We start from the raw sequence: 17,952 nt of genomic DNA, 5'->3' as shown, positions 1-17,952 counted from the left end.
GGCGAGCGCCAGAACCAGCGCGGCAATCGACAGGGGCCTGAACAATCCTGGTTCTCCTCATGACATGGCGCGCTCCAGCGGCACGACGAAGCTGTCGCCCGGAAGCAGTCTGATTTCAGATCAAGACAAGCCTGAGGCGAAGAGGGCGAAACCTGGAGATCGTGGGCGTGTTCGGTTAGCAGACTGGTAGCATCGAGCGTGACCAGAAGCCGTTTTGGTTACACCTGCTCTCGGCCTTGCGGCAAAGAGCAGGTGTCGGGGTTAGTATGGTCGCCGGAAGCGCTACTTGCCGGCGCTTTTCTTGAACTCGGCGTAATATTCTTCCGCCAGCTTGCGCAGCGATTTTCCGATCGCGGCGTATTGGTATTCCTGGAGGTTGGCGAGCGAGGCGCGGCCCGAAGGATGGAGCACGCCGAAGCCGCTGCCGGGAAGCAGGATGACCCCGGTTTCGTCGGCGATGCGGAACAGTACCTCGGTCGGGTTCTGCGTCTTGATGACCCAATCGGCGAAGGCGTTGCCCCAGAGCTTGCGGCAGGTGCCCTCCATATCGACCAGGGTATAGTAGTCGACCGAATTGGGATCGTTTTCCCGCGGCAGGCCGAGCTGGTCATAAAGCGCGGCTTCGCGCCGGCGCACCAGGGTTTTGAGTGCTTCCTTATAGTCCTGCCGCGCATCCATCATGTTGAAGAGCGAGAACAGGACCATCTGCACCTGTTGCGGTGTGGAGAGGCCTGCCGTGTGGTTGAGCGCGACGGCGCGGCTATCGGCCACCAGGCGGTCGATGAACTTGATCTTGCGCGGCTCGGTGGTGAGGGACGAGTAGCGCTCGTCGAGTTCGGTCTTGTCGGCATCGGAAAGTTTGCCGAGAGTCCGGTCGAGCACATTGTCCTTGGAAACGGCGATGACGCCCAGGCGCCAGCCCGTCGCCCCGAAATATTTCGAGAACGAATAGACCAGGATCGTATTGTCCGGGCAGGTGGCAAAGAGCGATTTGAAATCGTTCGCAAAGGTGCCGTAGACGTCATCGGTGAGAAGGATGAGATCGGGGCGCTTGCGCACGATTTCGGCAATGGCCGCAAGGCTTTCATCGTTGAGCTTGACCGAAGGCGGGTTGCTCGGATTGACGAGGAAGAAGGCCTTGATCGCCGGGTCTTCGAGTTTTTTCAGCTCCGATAGCGGATATTGCCACCCCAGATTCGGATCAGCCTCGATCAGCACCTGTTCGAGCTGATATTCGGCAAGCGCCGGAATCTCGAGATAGGGCGTGAAGATGGGGGCGCCGATGGCGATCTTGTCGCCTTTCGAGATGAGCTTGTTCTGCTTCATCGTGTTGAAGATATAGGCCATGGCCGCGGTGCCGCCTTCGACGGCAAAGAGGTCGAAGTTTTCGTGGTCCATGCCCGGTGCGCCCATTTCGCGGGCGATATATTCCTTCACCACCTCTTCGCTGAGGCGCAGCATGCGGTCGGGAACGGGGTAGTTGCAGCCCAGAATGCCTTCCACCATTTCGAGCAGGAATGCATGGGGATCAAGGCCGAGCTGATCCCTGACATAGGACAGCGCCTTGCCCAGAAACACCACGCCGGGTCGGTCGGTATGCTGGGCAATGAACGTGTCGAAGCGCGAGATCAGCCCGTCGCTGCGCGGATAGCCGCCGACCCCTTCAGGCATGAAGGAGAAGGACAGTTCGGATTCGGCGACGGCGAAGAGGCCAAGCTGGAAGAAAGCACGGCGCGGGAGCGTCGCGAGGAAATTGGGATTGCCGCGACCGGCATTGAGCATCAGCCGGTCGCGGTGGCTCGCGGCGAGACTGATCAGATTGTCCTTGAGCTCGAAGGGGCTGAGCTTGGAAAACTGCGAATAGTCGACTTTTGCCATTTCATTACTCCTTCATAATTTAGTCAGTGGCCGGCATGATCACGCAAAGGCGACGATCAGCGGCCCGAGCAGAGTGAGGAAGACGTTCGCCAGCGCATAGGTGATGGCGAAAGGCACGGTGGGGATGGAATTGCCGGCCTTGCCGAGCACTTCGCCAAAGGCGGGATTGGCACTGCGCGAGCCGGAAAGCGCACCGGCAAAGACGGCCGCATTATCGTAGCGCAAGACATAGCGGCCGAAGAGCATGGTGAGCAGCAGCGGCACCAGCGTCACGACGACCCCGATCAGGAAAAGCGACAATCCGCTCTGGGCAATGGTCTGGATGGCCTGCAGGCCGGACTGGAGGCCAACCGCCGCCACGAAACCGGCAAGGCCGAGGTCCTTGAGCAGTTGCGAGGCCGGCAAGGGCATATTGCCCATGGTCTGGTGCCGACTGCGCAGCCAGCCGAAGAGCAGGCCCGACAGAAGGGCGCCGCCGCCGGCCCCGAGCGTCAGCGGAATGCCGGAGATGCGGATGACGATGAGGCCGATGAGGAGGCCCACGACGAGACCCGCGCCATGAAAGATCCAGTCGGTCTTGATGCTGATCGGCAGCGGCACGCCCGCCTCGGTGACGACGCGCTTGATGTCCTGGTCGGTACCATAGACGGTGATGACGTCTCCGACCTTTATGGCCGTCGCGTCCGCCAGGGCTACGCTATCGCCTTCGCGCTTGATGCCGACGACAAAAATGCCGTGCTTGAGGAGAGGCGAGGTCGACGCCTTGATCTCCCCGAGGGTCCGGTTGGCATAGGCCGCATTGCGCAGCACCACGTCTTCGGTGGTCATGACGAGGTCCATGCCGGGCGCGGATTGCAACTCCGCGCCGATCGTGTCCGAAAGCGCCACGACGCCCGGACGCCGCCCGACGATGAGGACAATGTCACCCTCCCGGAGCACGGTGTCGGGCGTGACATCGATAGGATGATCCTTGCGCTTGAGGCGCTCGACGGTGACCGTATTGGCCCCGGCCGAAGCCTCGATGGCAGCGACCGTCTTGCCGGCGGCAGCGCCGACCTTATAGATGCGGCCGACGATCTCGGGCATGGCGGGCTCCTGCCCCGGCCCGAAGACCACGGCGCCCTTGAGGCGCTCGGCCTCGGCCTTGATGGCGTCGTCGGCAATGCCCTTGCCCATGAAGCGGGGCAGGATGTTGACACAGACGATGATGGCGCCCAGTGAGCCGAAAATATAGGTGACGGCATAGCCGATGGCGACGTTGGCCTGCAGGCGCTGCGCTTCGTCGGCGGCGAGACCCAAGCGCGAAATCGCATCGCCCGCCGTACCGATAATGGCCGATTGCGTCATGCCGCCCGCGGCCAGGCCCGCCGCCATGCCTTTATCGAGCGAAAAGAGCTTGGCCATGATGATGACTGTCGTCAGCCCCACCACCGCCATGAACAGGGCCAGAAAGATCTCGCGCAGCGACTGCGGGCCGAGGGATTTGAAGAATTGCGGGCCGCTTTCGAAACCCACGGCATAGATGAACAGCGCGAAGAGGATGGACTTTACGCCATTGTCCACTGGCACGCCGACGAGGCTGAGCAGCACCGCCACCACCAGCGAGCCGGCGACCCCGCCGAGCTGGAATTTGCCGATCTGGAACTGACCGATCCAGAACCCGACGGCGAGCGACAGAAAGAGCAATATCTCAGGGGAATGCCCTATCTGCTCCTTGATCCATTCCATGGTGGCCTCCTGTTGATGGATAAGTTCGACTGGACCGGTGAAATGCCTCGCTATTGCAAGGCCGACGCCATGCCGACGACGACCGGCCCCATCAAGGGCAGCAGGACGTTGGAAATGGCGTAGGTGACTGTGTAGCCGATGACCGGAATCCCGCTTTTGGACTGGGAGACGAGGGCGGTGATGGCTGGGGTCGAGCAATGCTGGCCGGCGATGGCGCCGAGCAGGATCGGGGCTTCGATCTTCATCAGCTTCCAGCCGACGAACAGCGAGACCAGCGCGGGAAGCGCCGAGACCAGCAGCCCCAGAAGCGGCAGTTGCAGCCCATATTCGGCAATCAGGCGAATGGCATCGGGGCCTGCGGACAGACCAACGCAGGCGATGAAGGCGGAAAGCCCAAAATCCTTCATGAACTCGATGGCGGGCACGGGCAAAGTGCCGTGGCGCGGGAAGTGCATGTGCAACCAACCGAAGACCAGGCCGGCGATCAGCGCACCGCCGCCGGTGCCCAGGGTCAGATCGAGCGCCCCAGCCTTGAAACTGAGGCCGCCGATAAAGAGCCCGACGACAATGCCGAGACCGAGGAAGACGAAATCGGTCTGGTCGGTCGGCGGCAGCTTGTGCCCCAGTTCCTTGGCGGCGCGGGTGACCGCGGCCTCGGTGCCATAAAGGGTAAGAATGTCGCCCTGCTGCAGGATGGTGCCGGGCAGGACGGGGATGGCGCGGTCCAGCCGGCGAATGCCCGAAATGAACACGCCGCGCTGCAGTTCGGGGCCGGCGGCCCGGCGCAACTGGCTCACGCTCAGGCCGAACGCATCCTTGCGCATCAGCACCAGGTCCAGCGAGGTGATGGGAACATTGCCGCCATTGGGGACCGGCACTTCCTCGCCGAGCTTGTCCTGCGCGGTGATGATGGATTGGCGGCGGCCCAGGAGGAACAGAATGTCGTCTGCCTCGATGACGGTATCGCGTCCCGCCTCGATGATGTCGCGACCGCGCTTGAGGCGCTCGATGGTCACGAAGTTGTGGCGGCTGCGTTCAAATTCGCCCACCGTACTGCCTGCCACCGGACCGGCGCGAAAGGCGCGCCCGACGAGGGCTGGCAGGCCCGGCTCATATTCGTCGGTGTCGCCCGAGCCCAGCTTTTCGCCCAGCTTGCGCGCTTCTTCCGCGAGGTCGACCTTGAGGATCAGGGGCGCGATCTGGGTGATGAAGACCACGATGGCGACGAGGCCGAAGATATAGGTGACGCTATAGGCCGTCGCGAGGTTGGCCTCGAGCCGACCGGCTTCCGCTGCGTCGAGCCCAAGACGCGAAATCGCCTCCGCGGCGGTGCCAAGCACAGCGGATTCAGTGGCAGAGCCGGCAAAAAGGCCAGCCGCCGTGCCGGCGTCGAAACCGAACATGACGGTGGCCAGGGCCACCAACGCGAGGACGGTGACGACCTCGATGAGCGAGAAGATGCCGTAGCGCCAGCCGGAGCGAATATTGACGAAAAACTGGGGTCCCGCCGAAAAGCCCAGGGCAAAGATGAACAGGGCGAAGGCGGTGTTCTTGAGGTCGTTGCTGACCGTGACGCCCAGTTGTCCGATGGCCAGCGCCACAAAAAGCGTGCCGCAGACGCCACCAAGCTGAACAGGCCCGATGCGGAGGCGCCCGATCAGATGTCCTAGGGCAATGGACAGGAAGAGTGCCGCCGTCGCGTTGGTAAGAAGACCCATAAATCAACTCGATATGAATTGAATGTAAAGACAAGCACTTACGGCATTTATTCTAGAATTTGACTCACCTTGCCACCCATTCTTTGCGAGATCAACGATTTACTTTTGAAGTAATTTGACGAATTTGCCTGGCAATTTCCCTGGGCCGGATATCCGCTGTCCCAAAGGCCAGTCTGGCACCAGAGTGCTCAGGCTTGATGACGGCCGGCGCCACGCATGGCGGTTAGATTGCGTGCTGTTTGACCGGTGTCATCCCAAGGGCGTCTTCGCTGATCTGACCGTGGTCGCTGCGGCCATGGCGGGCATAGGTTTCAAAGGTCATGGAAAGCATCGATTCCAGCGTCAGATAGGCGCGCAACATGCGAAAGAGGATGTAGACCGGGATGTAGCGCAGCGCTTCGAAGCGCAGGTTCACGATGATGGCGATCATGGCATTGATCATCGGGGCGCCCAACAGCAGTGCCAGGTCCGAAGCGATGGTTATCTCGCTGAGCGGATCGGGATGCAGCGCGAGAAAGTTGATGGCGAACAGCAGGAGGGGCCAGGCCATGGCCCGACGCGCCGTATTGGCTAACATGAAGGGGATGATGATGTGCCCGCGCACCGATGGTGCACCGACCCGGAAAAGATGCCGGTTGCGCGCCGTGACGTGAAAGATCGAGCGGAACCAGCGGTGCCGCTGTTCGCGCAGGTGCGCAAAGGTGCGGGGCACTTCGGAGATGAAGGTGGCATCGGGATCAACGACCAGGCGATAGCCGGCCTCGCCGATGCGCAGCGAAATATCTGTGTCTTCCCCGTTCATGCCCTGCGCAAACCCACCCACCAGCCGCGCGGCTTCAGTGTTGTAGCAGGCGAACATGCCGGGAATGCCGAAGATCGAGTCGGCGGCACCGAAAGCCACCTGATCATAGCCGAGCTTGAGCAGGATCTCGATGAGGCGCGCGCCGTCAAAAGGGCCGCCGCCCGGCGCCAGGGCGAGGCCACCCACGGCCCCGACGAAGGGCCGGCCGAAATGCCGGAAGGAGAGCGCAAGCGCCTCGGGGTCGAGGAGGGTATCGGCGTCAAGGCGAGCGAAATAATCCGTTTGCACGGCAGCAAGGCCGCGATTGAGCGCGCGGGACTTGCCCTTTCCCGGCTCGAACAGCAGCTCGCAGCGCATATGCTCGCATTTGGCAAAGGCGGCTTCCGCGGCTTCTGCGGTTCCGTCGGTGGAATTGTTGTCGATGACAATGAAGGTCACCCCGCCCCCATAGCGGGCCGCGGCCGCCTCGGTGCTGGCGATGACGGCGCCAATGGCGTGCTTTTCGTTGAAGGCGGGCACGATAATGGTGATGTCGGGGGCGAAACTGGGCGTCGAGCGGAAAATGTTCTGCACGGCCGCGAGGATATTGAGCAGGAAGAAAAGCAGCGGGATGAGCAGGAAGACGCCCACGCTGACGCCGCCGAGCAGGGCGACGCTGCGCAACTCAGTGACCACCGAGAGGTGGGCCTGCGCCACGAGCGCAGACAGCGTGGCGGCGAGTGCCACCGCCAGCACAATGGTCAGCAACGACACCAATTTGAACCGGGGATGCAGGGGACCATCGACATGGCCGGGCATGTCGGCATTCCGGAGCAGGCAGGTGGCAAAGAGGAAGAAGCCGACGAGGCCCGAGACAATGCCCATGCCGTGCAATGGCATGGCCGTGCCGGTCAGATGCGTGATGATCGCATTGCAGAGGTCAAAGGTGGCGCAGAAGAGCGCAAAGGGCAGGAAGAGGTCGAAAAAGAACCGCAGCCGCAGGAGCCAGCCGGTGTGGATGGCGGAGGCGAAGGCAATATAGAAGCTGATGATGAAAAGGCGGAGCGGCACCGTATGGCCGCCCGCATAGCGGGTCACATAGAGATCGCGCTCGGGAAAGAGCGCCTGCATGGCGGGCACCAGGTTAAAGAGCGCCACCAGCAGGAAGGATGTCACCGAGAACACGGCCAGCACCTGCGGCGCCACGCTGGCGGGAAGCGGGCGGGAGAGGTGGGGCGGCGCGGAATCGATAGAAGCGAACTGATGCTCGGACAGTTCCTGCTGTAGGGCCGCGCGCTGCTCCGTTTCTACCATGAGACTAGCAGCCCCGCGGTGGCCTCGGCCGGCAGAGCGACCGGCTGGGCTTGGGAGCCATAGGGGAGGACCGCGACGCCATCGGCGTCGGCGCTGCGGGATGGCACCACGAGATAGGCGGCCGTGGCGCCCTCCGGCACTGTCGGTGCAGTGCCTTGGGTCAATTGGGCCGTGTCGATGAGCTGGATGGTGACGCCGTCGTTGGCCGCGAAGGCGAGCGGCCGGTCGAGCGGCAGGGTGAGATCGAGGAGCCCGGCGGCGCGGCTCGTTGCACCCAGCGACGCACCCGGTGGCGCGGTTATGGCGATATGCTCGGCGGCGGCGAGATGGGTGACGAGACGCTGCTTGTCATTGGCCGGGGTCGAGGCCGGGTCGAGGCTGGTTTCGGGCAGCAATTGTGCCGCGGCCTCGGGGCCGGCCCGGCAGATCCCGTCATTGGGCGAATTGTCCACGAGGGTGACCACGATCTGATTGGCAAAGCCCTGCGCCTCGGGGGGAAGGGCAATGGCAGCGTCGAGGCGTTCGGACGCGCCCGGATAGGTCGCGGTATGGACGAGGCGCCCGTTGAGCAAAACGCGCAAAGTCCAGCGATTGTCGCCCTGCAATTGGCTGGTTCGCAAAGCAAGGTTCAAGACGGCGGGGGCGCGTCCCCCGGGCAGGTCCGCCACCTTGTAGTCGAGGGTCCAGCGGCTCGAGCCCCGGAACGTGTGCGCCAGAAGGTCGGTCGTCAGTGCTTCGACCGGCAGCGGCCAGGTCCGGCCATAGCTCGATGGCAGGGCCGCCCCGCGCAATAGGCCGATGGCGTCGACCCCTTCGGTCCCGGCGGCGGTAACCCGACCAGCTTCGGACAGGGTGATGGGCGCGTCGGCCGAGGCGACAAGCAGCAGGGTCTGATCGAGTTCTGCCGGCGCCAGTTCTGCGGCGACGCCCTTTCGGGAGAGGTATTGCGTCGCCCAGGCGGCCATGGCCGGAAGCCCGGCGGCATCGAAGGACAAGGGATCGGGCGCCAGCACAACCCTGGTCGCGGCGTCGGACCGGGGCTGGTCCAGTTCGAGAAGGACGCCGCTTGAGGCCAGGACCTCCACCGATGCGCCGAGATTGGTTACATTGGTGGGGCAGATCTGGCCCTGATTGGTCGTGCCATTGCCGGCGAGGCTGACGACGATTTCTCCAGCAGCAATGTCAGCGGGCAGGAGGTCGTAGGTCAGGCGCTGGTGGTCGAGACCGGAAGCCAGCACCAGCGCATCACGCTCGCGTCCGTTGACCAGAATTCTGACGAGCCCGTCGCCCCGTTCGATGAGGTTGGTTTCAAGGTCGAGCTGTAGCTGTCCGCCGATGATCCCTTCGGCGGCGGGAACCGGAAAGCGCAGGCTGGCCTGGGACGGAAAGCCCTGCAGGCCGAGCCAGGTGCCCAGGTGCGGGCGGTAAACGCGGATGACCGTACTGCTTTCGGCGAGGCGCTCGCTGGCGCCTTCTTCCAGTGGATCGATGAGGCCAAGCCGCTGACTGATGCCCTGCGCAAATTCGGGATTGCTGAACAGCAGGGCCAGAGCGGTGATGCCAAAGGTGATGACGGCGAAAGTGATGAGCCTCAGGATTTCGCGCATGCTGGTTTCAATCCTTGACGACGCCCGGCTTGTTGTCGCGCGTCCAGACGGATCGGGCCGCCACCACCGCCGGATTGTACCGGTCCTTGAACCGCTCGACGATTTCGATGGTTTCGTTGAAAAGCTGCTGATCGAGCAGGATGGGCTTGAGCCCGAGAGCGCGGAAGGTTGCGTTTGAGACGCGCAGGTCGTTCTCCGCCGCCTCCTTGCGCGGATTGTCGACATAGGCGATGCGGGCGCCGGTCATCTCGGAAATGGTCTTGGCCAGATCGCGCACGCGCTGCGTCTCGGCCACCTGGTTGAAGATCTTGACCCGATCGCCGCGCTGGGGCGGATGCTCGATCGCCAGGCGAATGCAGCGAACCGTATCCTGGATATTGATGAGAGCTCGCGTCTGCCCGCCGGTGCCGTGCACGGTCAGGGCATGCCCGACCGCGGCCTGCATGAGGAAGCGATTGAGCACGGTGCCATAATCGCCATCATAATCGAAGCGGTTGATCAGATCGTCGTGGAGGCGCGTCTCTTCGGTCTGCGTGCCCCAGACGATACCCTGATGGAGGTCGGTGATCCGCAGCTCGTCATTGCGGGCATAGAACTGGAACAGCAACTGATCCATGGACTTGGTCATGTGGTAAACCGAGCCGGGCGCGGTGGGGAACAGGATGGAACGGGGATAGACCTCTTCGTTCGGCCCCTTCACGACCACATCCAGATAGCCCTCCGGAATTTCAAGGCCCGAGCCGTCATAGCCATAGACCCCCATGGTCCCCAGGTGCACCACATGGATGTCCCGGCCCAGTTCGGAAATGGCGACGAGCAGATTGTGGGTGCCGCGGATATTGTTGTCGACGGTGTAGCGCTTATGCGTCGCATTGGTCATCGAATAGGGCGCGGCGCGCTGCTCGGCAAAGTGCACCACGGCATCGGGTTTGAAGCTGTCGATGGCGTCGCGCAGCCCGGCATAGTCGTTGGCAATGTCGATATGGAAATAGTCGATCGTCTGGCCGGCAACGCCATGCCAGGCCTGCAGGCGCTGGCCGATAGAGGCGATCGGGGTGAGACTGGCCGCACCCAGCTCATCGTCGATATGCCGGCGCGAGAGATTGTCGATGATACCAACGCGATAGCCGTTGGCTGACAGATGCAGGCTAGTCGGCCAGCCGCAAAAGCCATCACCGCCAAGGATAAGAACTGACTTCATCGGTTGCCTCCTCGCCGGTGGAAGAGGCTATCACGACGAAATTCGACCGATACTCCCGGAAGAGGTAGCGGTAACACAACCTTAACTTGGTATTACTGAATCCTTAACATTCGCGGCGGTGGATCAACCGCTCCGACATGGGTCGGGTGCAACGGAAACGCGGCCCGCATTAGCGCGCTGCGGGCACCGGCGGAAGCCGGACCAAGCGAAGAAAGCAGGGAGCAACACACCGCGTCGCTCCCCTGAACGGCCTTAGCGCAGACGACCCGAAAGGTTCGGCACGGCCGCCGGGCGCTCGGCAGCGGGCGCCGTTCTGCCACCCGTGATCCTGCCCAGCGTTGCGCCCCAGGCGTTCTGCGACAGGTGCGAAAGAACCGAAAGGGCACGGCGATGGGAGGGCATGAACCAGGCAAAGAACAGGACGCGGATGACCCAGGCGAGGCGCCCGGTAAACTGCAGGCCCCAAAGCTCGGTGATGCCACGCTGGCCGGCAAGGCCCGCCGCCTGACCAAGGCCGCGGAAGTTGAAGCCCTTGACCGGCTGGCCCTTGATGGTGCGGGCAATGTTGCGACCGACGCAGTCGCCCTGCTTCATGGCAAAGAGCGCATTGGTCGGGCAAGGTTCGCCGGTGACCGGGTGCGGCACGGCCGCGATGTCGCCGGCAACCCAGATATTGTGACTGCCGCGAACACGCAGGTCTTCGTCGGCAATGATCTGGCCAACGCCATTGCGCGGCAGCGATTCAGTGCCAGGCAGGACGCTAAAACTCACCCCGGCCGCCACGACCGACAGATCGGACGCGACGGTCGCGCCGTTGGCGAGTTCGACATGGCCGGCCAGGATCTGCGAGACGCGCACGCCCTGATGGAGCTGTACGCCCTGATCGAGGAGCTGGCGCGTAGCCGTCTCGGCGATATGGGTAAAGTCGGGGCGCAGCGAGGGCAGGAGCTTGTCGCTGGAGGAAACAAGGTGGACATTGACCTTGCCCGAACCCGCGCGACCATAGCGGGCGGCAAGAGCGGAGGCCGTTTCGACACCGGCAAGCCCGCCGCCAACGACCACGACATTGCGCGTCGTCTGGGCAACGGCATCGCGGCTTTCGAGTTCGCCGACGAGCTTTTGCATGTCGCGCGAATTCTTGACGCACCAGCCGTTCTCGGCGAGCCCGGGAATGCGATCGAAGGGATCGACGGACCCGGCGGCGATCACGAGATGCTCGAACTTGATTTCCCGCGGGGCCCCCTCGCCCTGCACGGTCAGCGTCCGGCCGGGCAGATCTGCGGAAACAACTTCGCCCTGCACGAAGCTATTGCCCAGGATCGGCTGGATCGGGGTCAATGTGCTGCCCACAGCCAGATCGCCGGACAGCACTTCACCGGTCCAGCCGTGATAGGTGTGGTGCCCATCGCGCGAGATCAGGGTCAGCTCGACCTCGCCGCGCGCGACCTGGGAACCGAGGCGCGAACGCAGGACGGAAAAGGCGTGCAGGCCGGCATAACCGCCGCCCAGGATGACTATGCGGCGCATATGACCTGCTCCTCTGCGGGTGCGAATGTGCGGGAGGGGGCGTCTTCGATCAGCCGGCCAAAGGACCGGAACGGGGCGAGGTGGAAGCCCAGATGCTCGTGCTCTTTTGCCAGCTTGAGGATGTGCTCTGCCTGATCGAGCTGAGCGTCGCCCATGCAGAAGTGCCCCTGGTGACCAGAGAGGGCGAGCAGCATGGTTTCGGCAAGGCACGCATAGGCAAGCTTGGGCGCCAGCGCGATCGAGCCGCGCAGATCAAAGCCCGGAATTTCAACGAGGCCGCCGTCGACGATCAGAACGTCCGGGCGCTCGGTAAGGAGGCGCTCATCGGTGTTGCGCGGCACGGTGTCATCGAGAACGATGGCGCCGCGCTTGAGGTGTTCGCTGCGCAGCAGGGCATCGGGCGAGGACGTCAGCAGGACGACGAGATCGGCCTTGGCCACATCCGCCATGTCTGTGCTCACGGTGGCTTCGACGCCATCACGACGGACATCGGCAGCCAGCGCTTCCAGACGCTTTTCGTTGCGCGCAACCAGGAGAAGACGGCCGGGGTGCTTGCGGGCATAGAGCCGGGTCAGGCACGAGCCGACACTACCCGTCGCGCCGACCATGGCAATCAGCGGATCGTGGCCAAGCGAGGCGGTCAGCTTTTCAATGGCCTGCAGCGTCATGGCCGCCGTAAAGGCATTGCCATTGGTGACGCCGATATCGCTGCGCTTGGCAAAGGCCTTGCCGCCCACGGAAGCCGGTGCGGTGAGCGCCCCGAGACCCACGACGGAAGCGCCAAGATCGCGTGCCTTGTCGATCGCAGCAGAAATACGGCCCTGCACCTGCGAGCGCGGCAGTGTAAGCAACTGCGTCGGCGTCAGAGGAACAGTAATGATCCTGCCGACAACTTTCCCAGGCAGATCAACCCGAGACATCTTGCCTGTAACCATCGGCGGCACCGGAAGATGCTTCAGCGCGCTACGCCAGATGACCTCTGGAACCAGCGAGAACGGCTTGCCGAACAGTATACCCATATCTGCACGCAGCGTATTTCTTGGGTGCACCAAGAACGCAAACTCAGAATGCATAACAACCCCGCCCTACTCGCGCCGCAACTGGCGACGCCGCAGAAAGGGTTTTAGCACAATTTTAAGAAAAGTTTAACGAACTGTTAGGAGACTTTAAGACTTAGTTAACGCGACCCGTTCAAATGCACGAAAACATGGCAACACACGTTTAAGCCTTTGCCTTTATGATGCTATTTTGGAGTATCTCCGTAGCGCCTAGTGTCAGGCCTGTTGCGAATGGCAGGGTTCCCTGCTCCTCGCCTGAAAATTCAGGGCCTTGCCGCGGGTGGGAAGCAGGGGTTGGTCATGAGTGCAACTGAGCCAGACATTTTCGACCTCAAAGGTCTTACGACCGCTTTGGACGACAAGGCGGAATATTCGCTGAGACGCGCCCTCGAAGCCGTCCGCGTGCATCTTGGGATGCAGGTGGCTTATGTCTCGGAATTCGTCGGCGACCGTTCCTATTTTCGCGAAGTCGATGCGCCGGGGCTGGAGCATGTGATCAAGCCCGGCGACTCCATGCCGCTTGACTATGTCTATTGCCGGCACATTCTCGAAGGCCGTCTGCCCGAACTGATGCCCGATGTGCTCGACGTGCCCTTCGCGGCCGCCATGCCCTTTACCCATGACATGGGTATTCGCGCCCATATGAGCGTGCCCATCAAGCTCCAAGACGGCACGACGCATGGCATGTTCTGCTGCATCAGCACAGAGCCGCAGCCTTCGCTCAATATGCGCGACCTCAAGATGATGCGCGCCGTCGCCGAACTGACGGCCGTGCTGATCGGCCGCGAGATCGATGCTACGACCGAGCACCGGACCAATCTCGAACGCATCCAGCGGGTCCTCGCCAGCGACGAACTTTCGATCGTGGTGCAGCCCATTTACCGGATCGCCGACCACCGGCTGGTCGGGTTCGAATGCCTGTCGCGCTTTGCCAGCCCCGAGGGATGGACGCCTGATATCTGGTTCACCATGGCAGCCTCGGTTGGCCTCGGCATCGAACTTGAAATGATGGCTGTCCAAAAAGGTCTGGCGCTGCTCGATCTCTTCCCCAAGGACATCTACCTGACCTTCAACGTTTCGCCCGAAACGATCATTTCGGGCGCCGTGGCGGAAGCCATTGCGGGCAAGGACGGACGGCGCGTCGTGGTCGAAATCACCGAGCATGCCAGCGTCTCGGACTATGAGGCGCTGGGACGCGCCCTGAACGACATTCGAGTCAACGGCGTTCGTCTGGCCGTGGACGATGCGGGTGCCGGATATGCGAGCCTGCGTCATATCCTGGCGCTGCAGCCCGATATCATCAAGCTCGACATCAGCCTGACCCGGAACATCCAGGACGACCTGGCGCGCCATGCCCTGGCCGCCGCGCTGGTGCATTTCGGCCGCGAGACCAAGAGCCAGATTCTGGCTGAAGGCGTTGAGTCGGCCGTTGAGTTTGAAGCCTTGCGCAAGCTTGGTGTTGAAACGGCGCAGGGATATTTTATCGGCCGGCCAATGCCATGCGCCGAGGCCTGCCTGCTCATTGCCCAGCAGCAGATCGCTGCCTGGCCGCGGCCAAAGCTGGCTACCCCCAGCGTAAAGGCGGCCATGTAAAGCGGCTATCGGCGGGTGGGCATCCTCACCCGTCCGACAGTTGTGCCGCGCGGTCTCCCCCTCAAAATCAGGTTTTTTGGCGCGTTGCGAGCTTCCGGCTTCGCGCTGCGCTTTTGCGCGAGTCGCCGTCCGAACCGGAGCCGCATTCGGGTCGCGGGCATTAGCGACTCTAAATCATCATAAGCAAGATTAAATTGCCTAATCTTCTTGGGGTCGCTAGCGCAGCCGAGCCCAAGCGTTGGGTGGCCCAAATGCGTTGTGCAGAACGCAATTGCGCGGACATCAGGATGTGTCGTTCGCACATGTCGAGGGGGAACGATTGAACTACAATGCCGCAATTCCGGAAGCCAAGCGAGGCTACCAGGCCCTTCCCGCCAATTGGGTATTCATCGGCAATGGCGAACCCGAGCCGCAGAGTTTTCATGTCTCCCGGCGGGTCACCCTCGAGGGTCCGGTCTCGGGGCACCTGATCTCGGAACCCGTTCGACCGGGTGTGGACCTCTTTTCGGTAGAGGCCCGCGCCGAGGCGGGTTTTCATCTGACCATCGACCAGCAGGTCAAACCAGGCACCCTGCATATTGGCTGCGTTGCCACCGGCGAGGGGACGTTCGCGACCTCGCCCGGCAAGCTGGCGCCACAACGCTGGCGCGGATCGGGGACCATCATGACCCTGGTGCCGCCCGAAGATCGGCTGATGTATGAGGTTCAGCTCGATCAGCCCGTGGCCGGCCTTGGGATCAGCGTCGAACCCGAAGCGCTGGGGGCGATGTTCGGGGGCGATGAATTGCCTGGCATCCTGCGCAATATCGTCGAGGGCCGGGTGACGCCGGTGTCGCAGGTGACAAAGGCACGGTTCGACCCGGTTCGCGTCGCCAATGAACTGCTGCGCCCCACATTTACCGGATCCTTGATGAGCCTGCACCGGGAGTCCAAATCCCTTGAATTTCTGGTGCATCTGCTTGGATCGCTGGACGGCGCGCCGCCCGCAGGCGCCGAAGAACTCTCGCGGCGCGTGCTTGCCAGAGTTGAAGAGGCGCGCGACAGGCTGGTATCGGACCTGCGCAACCCGCCCGGGCTGCACGACCTGGCCGCCGCCGTCGGCCTGACGGCCAAGGTGCTCAATCAGGGTTTTAGGGAGCTCTACGGCACGACCGTTTTCGACTATCTGCGCGACACGCGGCTGCAGGCGGCCCGGCGCATGATCGAAGAGGGGCTGAACCTGCCGCTCAAGCAGATCGCCTGGCAGGTCGGCTATGCTCAGGCCAGCAATTTCGTCAGCGCCTATCGCCGCCATTTCGGCACGACGCCGCGCCGGCATGGCCTGCAATACGAAGCCGAAAACTGAGGGCGCGATTATGCGCACGAGCAATGCTTATGCGCGGAAAAATCGACATTGAACCGGTTCACTCCCAATCGCTAACCCTGCCTGCAAAACATCAGGCAGGTACATTTTGCGTAACAATCACCATCGACTCCCCGGCTCGGCCCGGGCCTCAAAACTTCCCCTCGCCGCCCTGGCCCTGATGGGCTGCAGCGCGCTCACGCCTAGCTCGGCCTTGGCCGGCGGCGATGTCGCCTGGTTTCTTGATTGGCTGTCGCCGGCCCGCCTAATGGCCATCTCGGCCGATGGCAAGGTGGTGGGCGGCTATGTCAGCAATGGTGCTTATCCAGTTGCCACCGTCTGGTCGGCCGCGGATGGCCGTGTGGATCTCGGGTCCAATGGCGGCCTGACCAGCGCGGTCCATGCGCTCTCGCCCGACGGGTCAAGTGCAGTTGGGTATTGGGTGACTTCGACCGGCAAGCAATATGCCATGCGCTGGACCAAGACAGGCGGCATGGAAGATTTGGGCTCGCTCGGCGTCGATGGCTTCGCATTCGCCAATGCCATGTCCGCCGACGGCAGCGTGGTTGTGGGTACGTCCGACCACGACAACACCAATCTCATCGACGAACGGCGGGCTTTCCGCTGGGTCGAGGGCGGCACCGGGGGCGATGCCGCCAATCCGCAGATGTATTCGCTCGGCACGCTGGGCGGACAGTACAGCACCGGCACCGGCGTTTCAGCGGATGGCACCATCATCGTCGGGGATTCCGACAATGGCATGGGCTCCATCCTCGCCTATCGCTGGACCGAAGGGACCGGGATGATCGGACTTGGCCATCTGGGCGGCGGCCACAGTTTCGCCAATGCGATTTCCGCCGATGGCAGCACTATTGTCGGCCGATCGCTCGACGCCGAGAATACGGTCGACGCCTATCGCTGGCGTGAAGATATCGGCATGCAGAGCCTCGGCACCCTGGCCGGCGACGTATCCAGCCACGCAACGGCCGTTTCTGCCGATGGCTCGGTGATCGTGGGGCGCTCCTTTAGCCCCGGAACCAATACGGCCTTCCGCTGGACTGAGCAAACTCAGATGCAATCGGTCTCCGACTGGCTCGCGGCCGGCAACGTGTCCGCCCCGGTATGGGATAGGTCCGAAGCCACCGGTGTTTCAGCCGACGGCACGGTGGTGGTGGGCAATAGCGCCGGCGCCGACGGGGTCTGGCATCCCTATATTGCCGGGGTCACCCCGACCACGGCCGGCGTCATCGATCCGACGAAATTTGCCGCATCGCTCTATGATGCGACCCAGACCGCCTATGCGGCGCAGCAGCTTTCCTTCCTGCCGCTCAATGGCGCGCACCACCAACCGTTGATGACACAGCAGAGCCTGGCGGAGGATAGCTGCGTCTGGGCGACGGGCGACATCGGCTATTCCGGCCATGGCCGCGATGGCGGTGCCGGCCTTGCCGAAGTGGGCGCCTGCCACGACTTTGCCGACAATGTCCGGGCCGGGCTCGGGGTGGGCAAGAGCGGCGCCTGGCAGAACCTGGCGCTTGGCGGCAGCATGCGTGCCGATGGTCAATATGTCGTCGGCGAGATCGACTGGGCGCCGGAGGGCACGCCGCTGCTGCTCTCGGCCACGGCCCTTTATGGTGGCTGGGCGACGACCACGCGCCGTGGTTATGCCAATGGCGGCGGCACGGACTATTCGGAAGGCTCGACCCATGCGCGGACCGCCATGCTGCGGGCCCGCATCGACTGGCTGGACGCGGCAAGCCTGGGGGCCACAACGTTCAGCCCCTGGGCCGCGCTCACGCTCTCGCAGACCAATGTGGACGGCTATACCGAACAGGGCGGCGCGTTTCCGGCCCGGTTCGACGCCCTGGCCTATACCGCGGCCGAGCTGCGCGTGGGCCTGACGGCAAAGCGGCCGATCACCGATGCCACCACGCTGACCGGCACGATCGAGGCGGTGCATCGCTTCGATGCCACGGGACCGGCGACTTCGGGCGAAACCCTCGGCTTGTTCGCCTTCAACCTGCCCGGTCAGGCCCAGAACCAGACCTGGCTGCGGGTCGGCGCCGATCTAGAACACAAGTTCTCGGCGTCTGCCGCAGGCTCGCTCTCGCTCCATGCCAGCACCAATGGCCAGGATGCGGCACTCTCGGGCGCTGCCGGACTGCGCTTTAGCTTCTGAGAAAAGAGGGGCCCGCATTGCGGGCC

11 protein-coding genes are annotated in these 17,952 nt (G+C 63.1%); 3 read left to right on the top strand and 8 right to left on the bottom strand.

Features of this window, described 5'->3' with window-relative positions:
- Positions 1–282: 282 nt before the first annotated feature.
- From NVV77_RS13640 to NVV77_RS13605, 8 genes are all read right to left on the bottom strand, one after another.
- Positions 283–1,878 carry a bifunctional aspartate transaminase/aspartate 4-decarboxylase gene (locus NVV77_RS13640; RefSeq protein WP_295414180.1) on the bottom strand — a complete coding sequence of 532 codons (1,596 nt, stop codon included), beginning with the start codon at positions 1,876–1,878 and terminating at the stop codon, positions 283–285.
- Positions 1,879–1,917: 39 nt separating this feature from the next.
- Positions 1,918–3,606 carry an aspartate-alanine antiporter gene (gene aspT / locus NVV77_RS13635; protein ID WP_295414178.1) on the bottom strand — a complete coding sequence of 563 codons (1,689 nt, stop codon included), beginning with the start codon at positions 3,604–3,606 and terminating at the stop codon, positions 1,918–1,920.
- Positions 3,607–3,656: 50 nt separating this feature from the next.
- Positions 3,657–5,324, bottom strand: coding sequence for an aspartate-alanine antiporter (gene aspT / locus NVV77_RS13630; RefSeq protein ID WP_295414176.1), 1,668 nt, complete (start codon positions 5,322–5,324; stop codon positions 3,657–3,659).
- Between the two features lie 223 nt (positions 5,325–5,547).
- Positions 5,548–7,419: a glycosyltransferase family 2 protein gene (locus tag NVV77_RS13625; RefSeq protein WP_295414175.1), complete on the bottom strand. Its 1,872-nt coding sequence runs from the start codon at positions 7,417–7,419 to the stop codon at positions 5,548–5,550.
- Positions 7,413–9,026, bottom strand: coding sequence for a cellulose biosynthesis cyclic di-GMP-binding regulatory protein BcsB (locus tag NVV77_RS13620; RefSeq protein WP_295414174.1), 1,614 nt, complete (start codon positions 9,024–9,026; stop codon positions 7,413–7,415). Before NVV77_RS13620 ends, NVV77_RS13625 begins: the two co-directional genes overlap by 7 nt.
- 7 nt (positions 9,027–9,033) lie before the next feature.
- Positions 9,034–10,227, bottom strand: a complete 1,194-nt coding sequence (locus NVV77_RS13615; protein WP_295414172.1) for an NAD-dependent epimerase/dehydratase family protein — start codon at positions 10,225–10,227, stop codon at positions 9,034–9,036.
- A gap of 252 nt (positions 10,228–10,479) precedes the next feature.
- Entirely contained in the window at positions 10,480–11,754 is a 1,275-nt protein-coding gene (locus NVV77_RS13610) for an FAD-dependent oxidoreductase (RefSeq protein WP_295414170.1), read from the bottom strand.
- Positions 11,742–12,773, bottom strand: a complete 1,032-nt coding sequence (locus NVV77_RS13605; RefSeq protein ID WP_295414169.1) for a polysaccharide biosynthesis protein — start codon at positions 12,771–12,773, stop codon at positions 11,742–11,744. Before NVV77_RS13605 ends, NVV77_RS13610 begins: the two co-directional genes overlap by 13 nt.
- Before the next feature lie 339 nt (positions 12,774–13,112).
- On the opposite strand from NVV77_RS13605, the gene NVV77_RS13600 reads away from it, so the two are divergent.
- The 3 genes from NVV77_RS13600 (at position 13,113) to NVV77_RS13590 (ending at position 17,926) form a co-directional block, all read left to right on the top strand.
- Positions 13,113–14,405 carry an EAL domain-containing protein gene (locus tag NVV77_RS13600; RefSeq protein ID WP_295414167.1) on the top strand — a complete coding sequence of 431 codons (1,293 nt, stop codon included), beginning with the start codon at positions 13,113–13,115 and terminating at the stop codon, positions 14,403–14,405.
- Positions 14,406–14,724: 319 nt separating this feature from the next.
- A complete protein-coding gene (locus NVV77_RS13595; RefSeq protein WP_295414165.1) occupies positions 14,725–15,750 on the top strand; it encodes an AraC family transcriptional regulator in 1,026 nt (341 codons plus the stop codon).
- Positions 15,751–15,856: 106 nt separating this feature from the next.
- Positions 15,857–17,926, top strand: a complete 2,070-nt coding sequence (locus NVV77_RS13590) for an autotransporter domain-containing protein (protein ID WP_295414163.1) — start codon at positions 15,857–15,859, stop codon at positions 17,924–17,926.
- Positions 17,927–17,952 lie beyond the last annotated feature (26 nt).

This window comes from Devosia sp. (assembly GCF_024707125.1).
Lineage (GTDB): Bacteria > Pseudomonadota > Alphaproteobacteria > Rhizobiales > Devosiaceae > Devosia.
This window is presented reverse-complemented; position numbering and strand designations above follow the sequence as displayed.

Excerpts from the sequence above, each read along its gene's own strand:
- aspT (WP_295414176.1), bottom strand. The coding sequence starts at position 5,324 with ATGGGTCTTCTTACCAACGCGACGGCGGCACTCTTCCTGTCCATTGCC.
- aspT (WP_295414178.1), bottom strand. The coding sequence starts at position 3,606 with ATGGAATGGATCAAGGAGCAGATAGGGCATTCCCCTGAGATATTGCTC.
- NVV77_RS13640 (WP_295414180.1), bottom strand. The coding sequence starts at position 1,878 with ATGGCAAAAGTCGACTATTCGCAGTTTTCCAAGCTCAGCCCCTTCGAG.
- NVV77_RS13620 (WP_295414174.1), bottom strand. The coding sequence starts at position 9,026 with ATGCGCGAAATCCTGAGGCTCATCACTTTCGCCGTCATCACCTTTGGC.
- NVV77_RS13610 (WP_295414170.1), bottom strand. The coding sequence starts at position 11,754 with ATGCGCCGCATAGTCATCCTGGGCGGCGGTTATGCCGGCCTGCACGCC.
- NVV77_RS13625 (WP_295414175.1), bottom strand. The coding sequence starts at position 7,419 with ATGGTAGAAACGGAGCAGCGCGCGGCCCTACAGCAGGAACTGTCCGAG.
- NVV77_RS13600 (WP_295414167.1), top strand. The coding sequence starts at position 13,113 with ATGAGTGCAACTGAGCCAGACATTTTCGACCTCAAAGGTCTTACGACC.
- NVV77_RS13615 (WP_295414172.1), bottom strand. The coding sequence starts at position 10,227 with ATGAAGTCAGTTCTTATCCTTGGCGGTGATGGCTTTTGCGGCTGGCCG.
- NVV77_RS13605 (WP_295414169.1), bottom strand. The coding sequence starts at position 12,773 with ATGGGTATACTGTTCGGCAAGCCGTTCTCGCTGGTTCCAGAGGTCATC.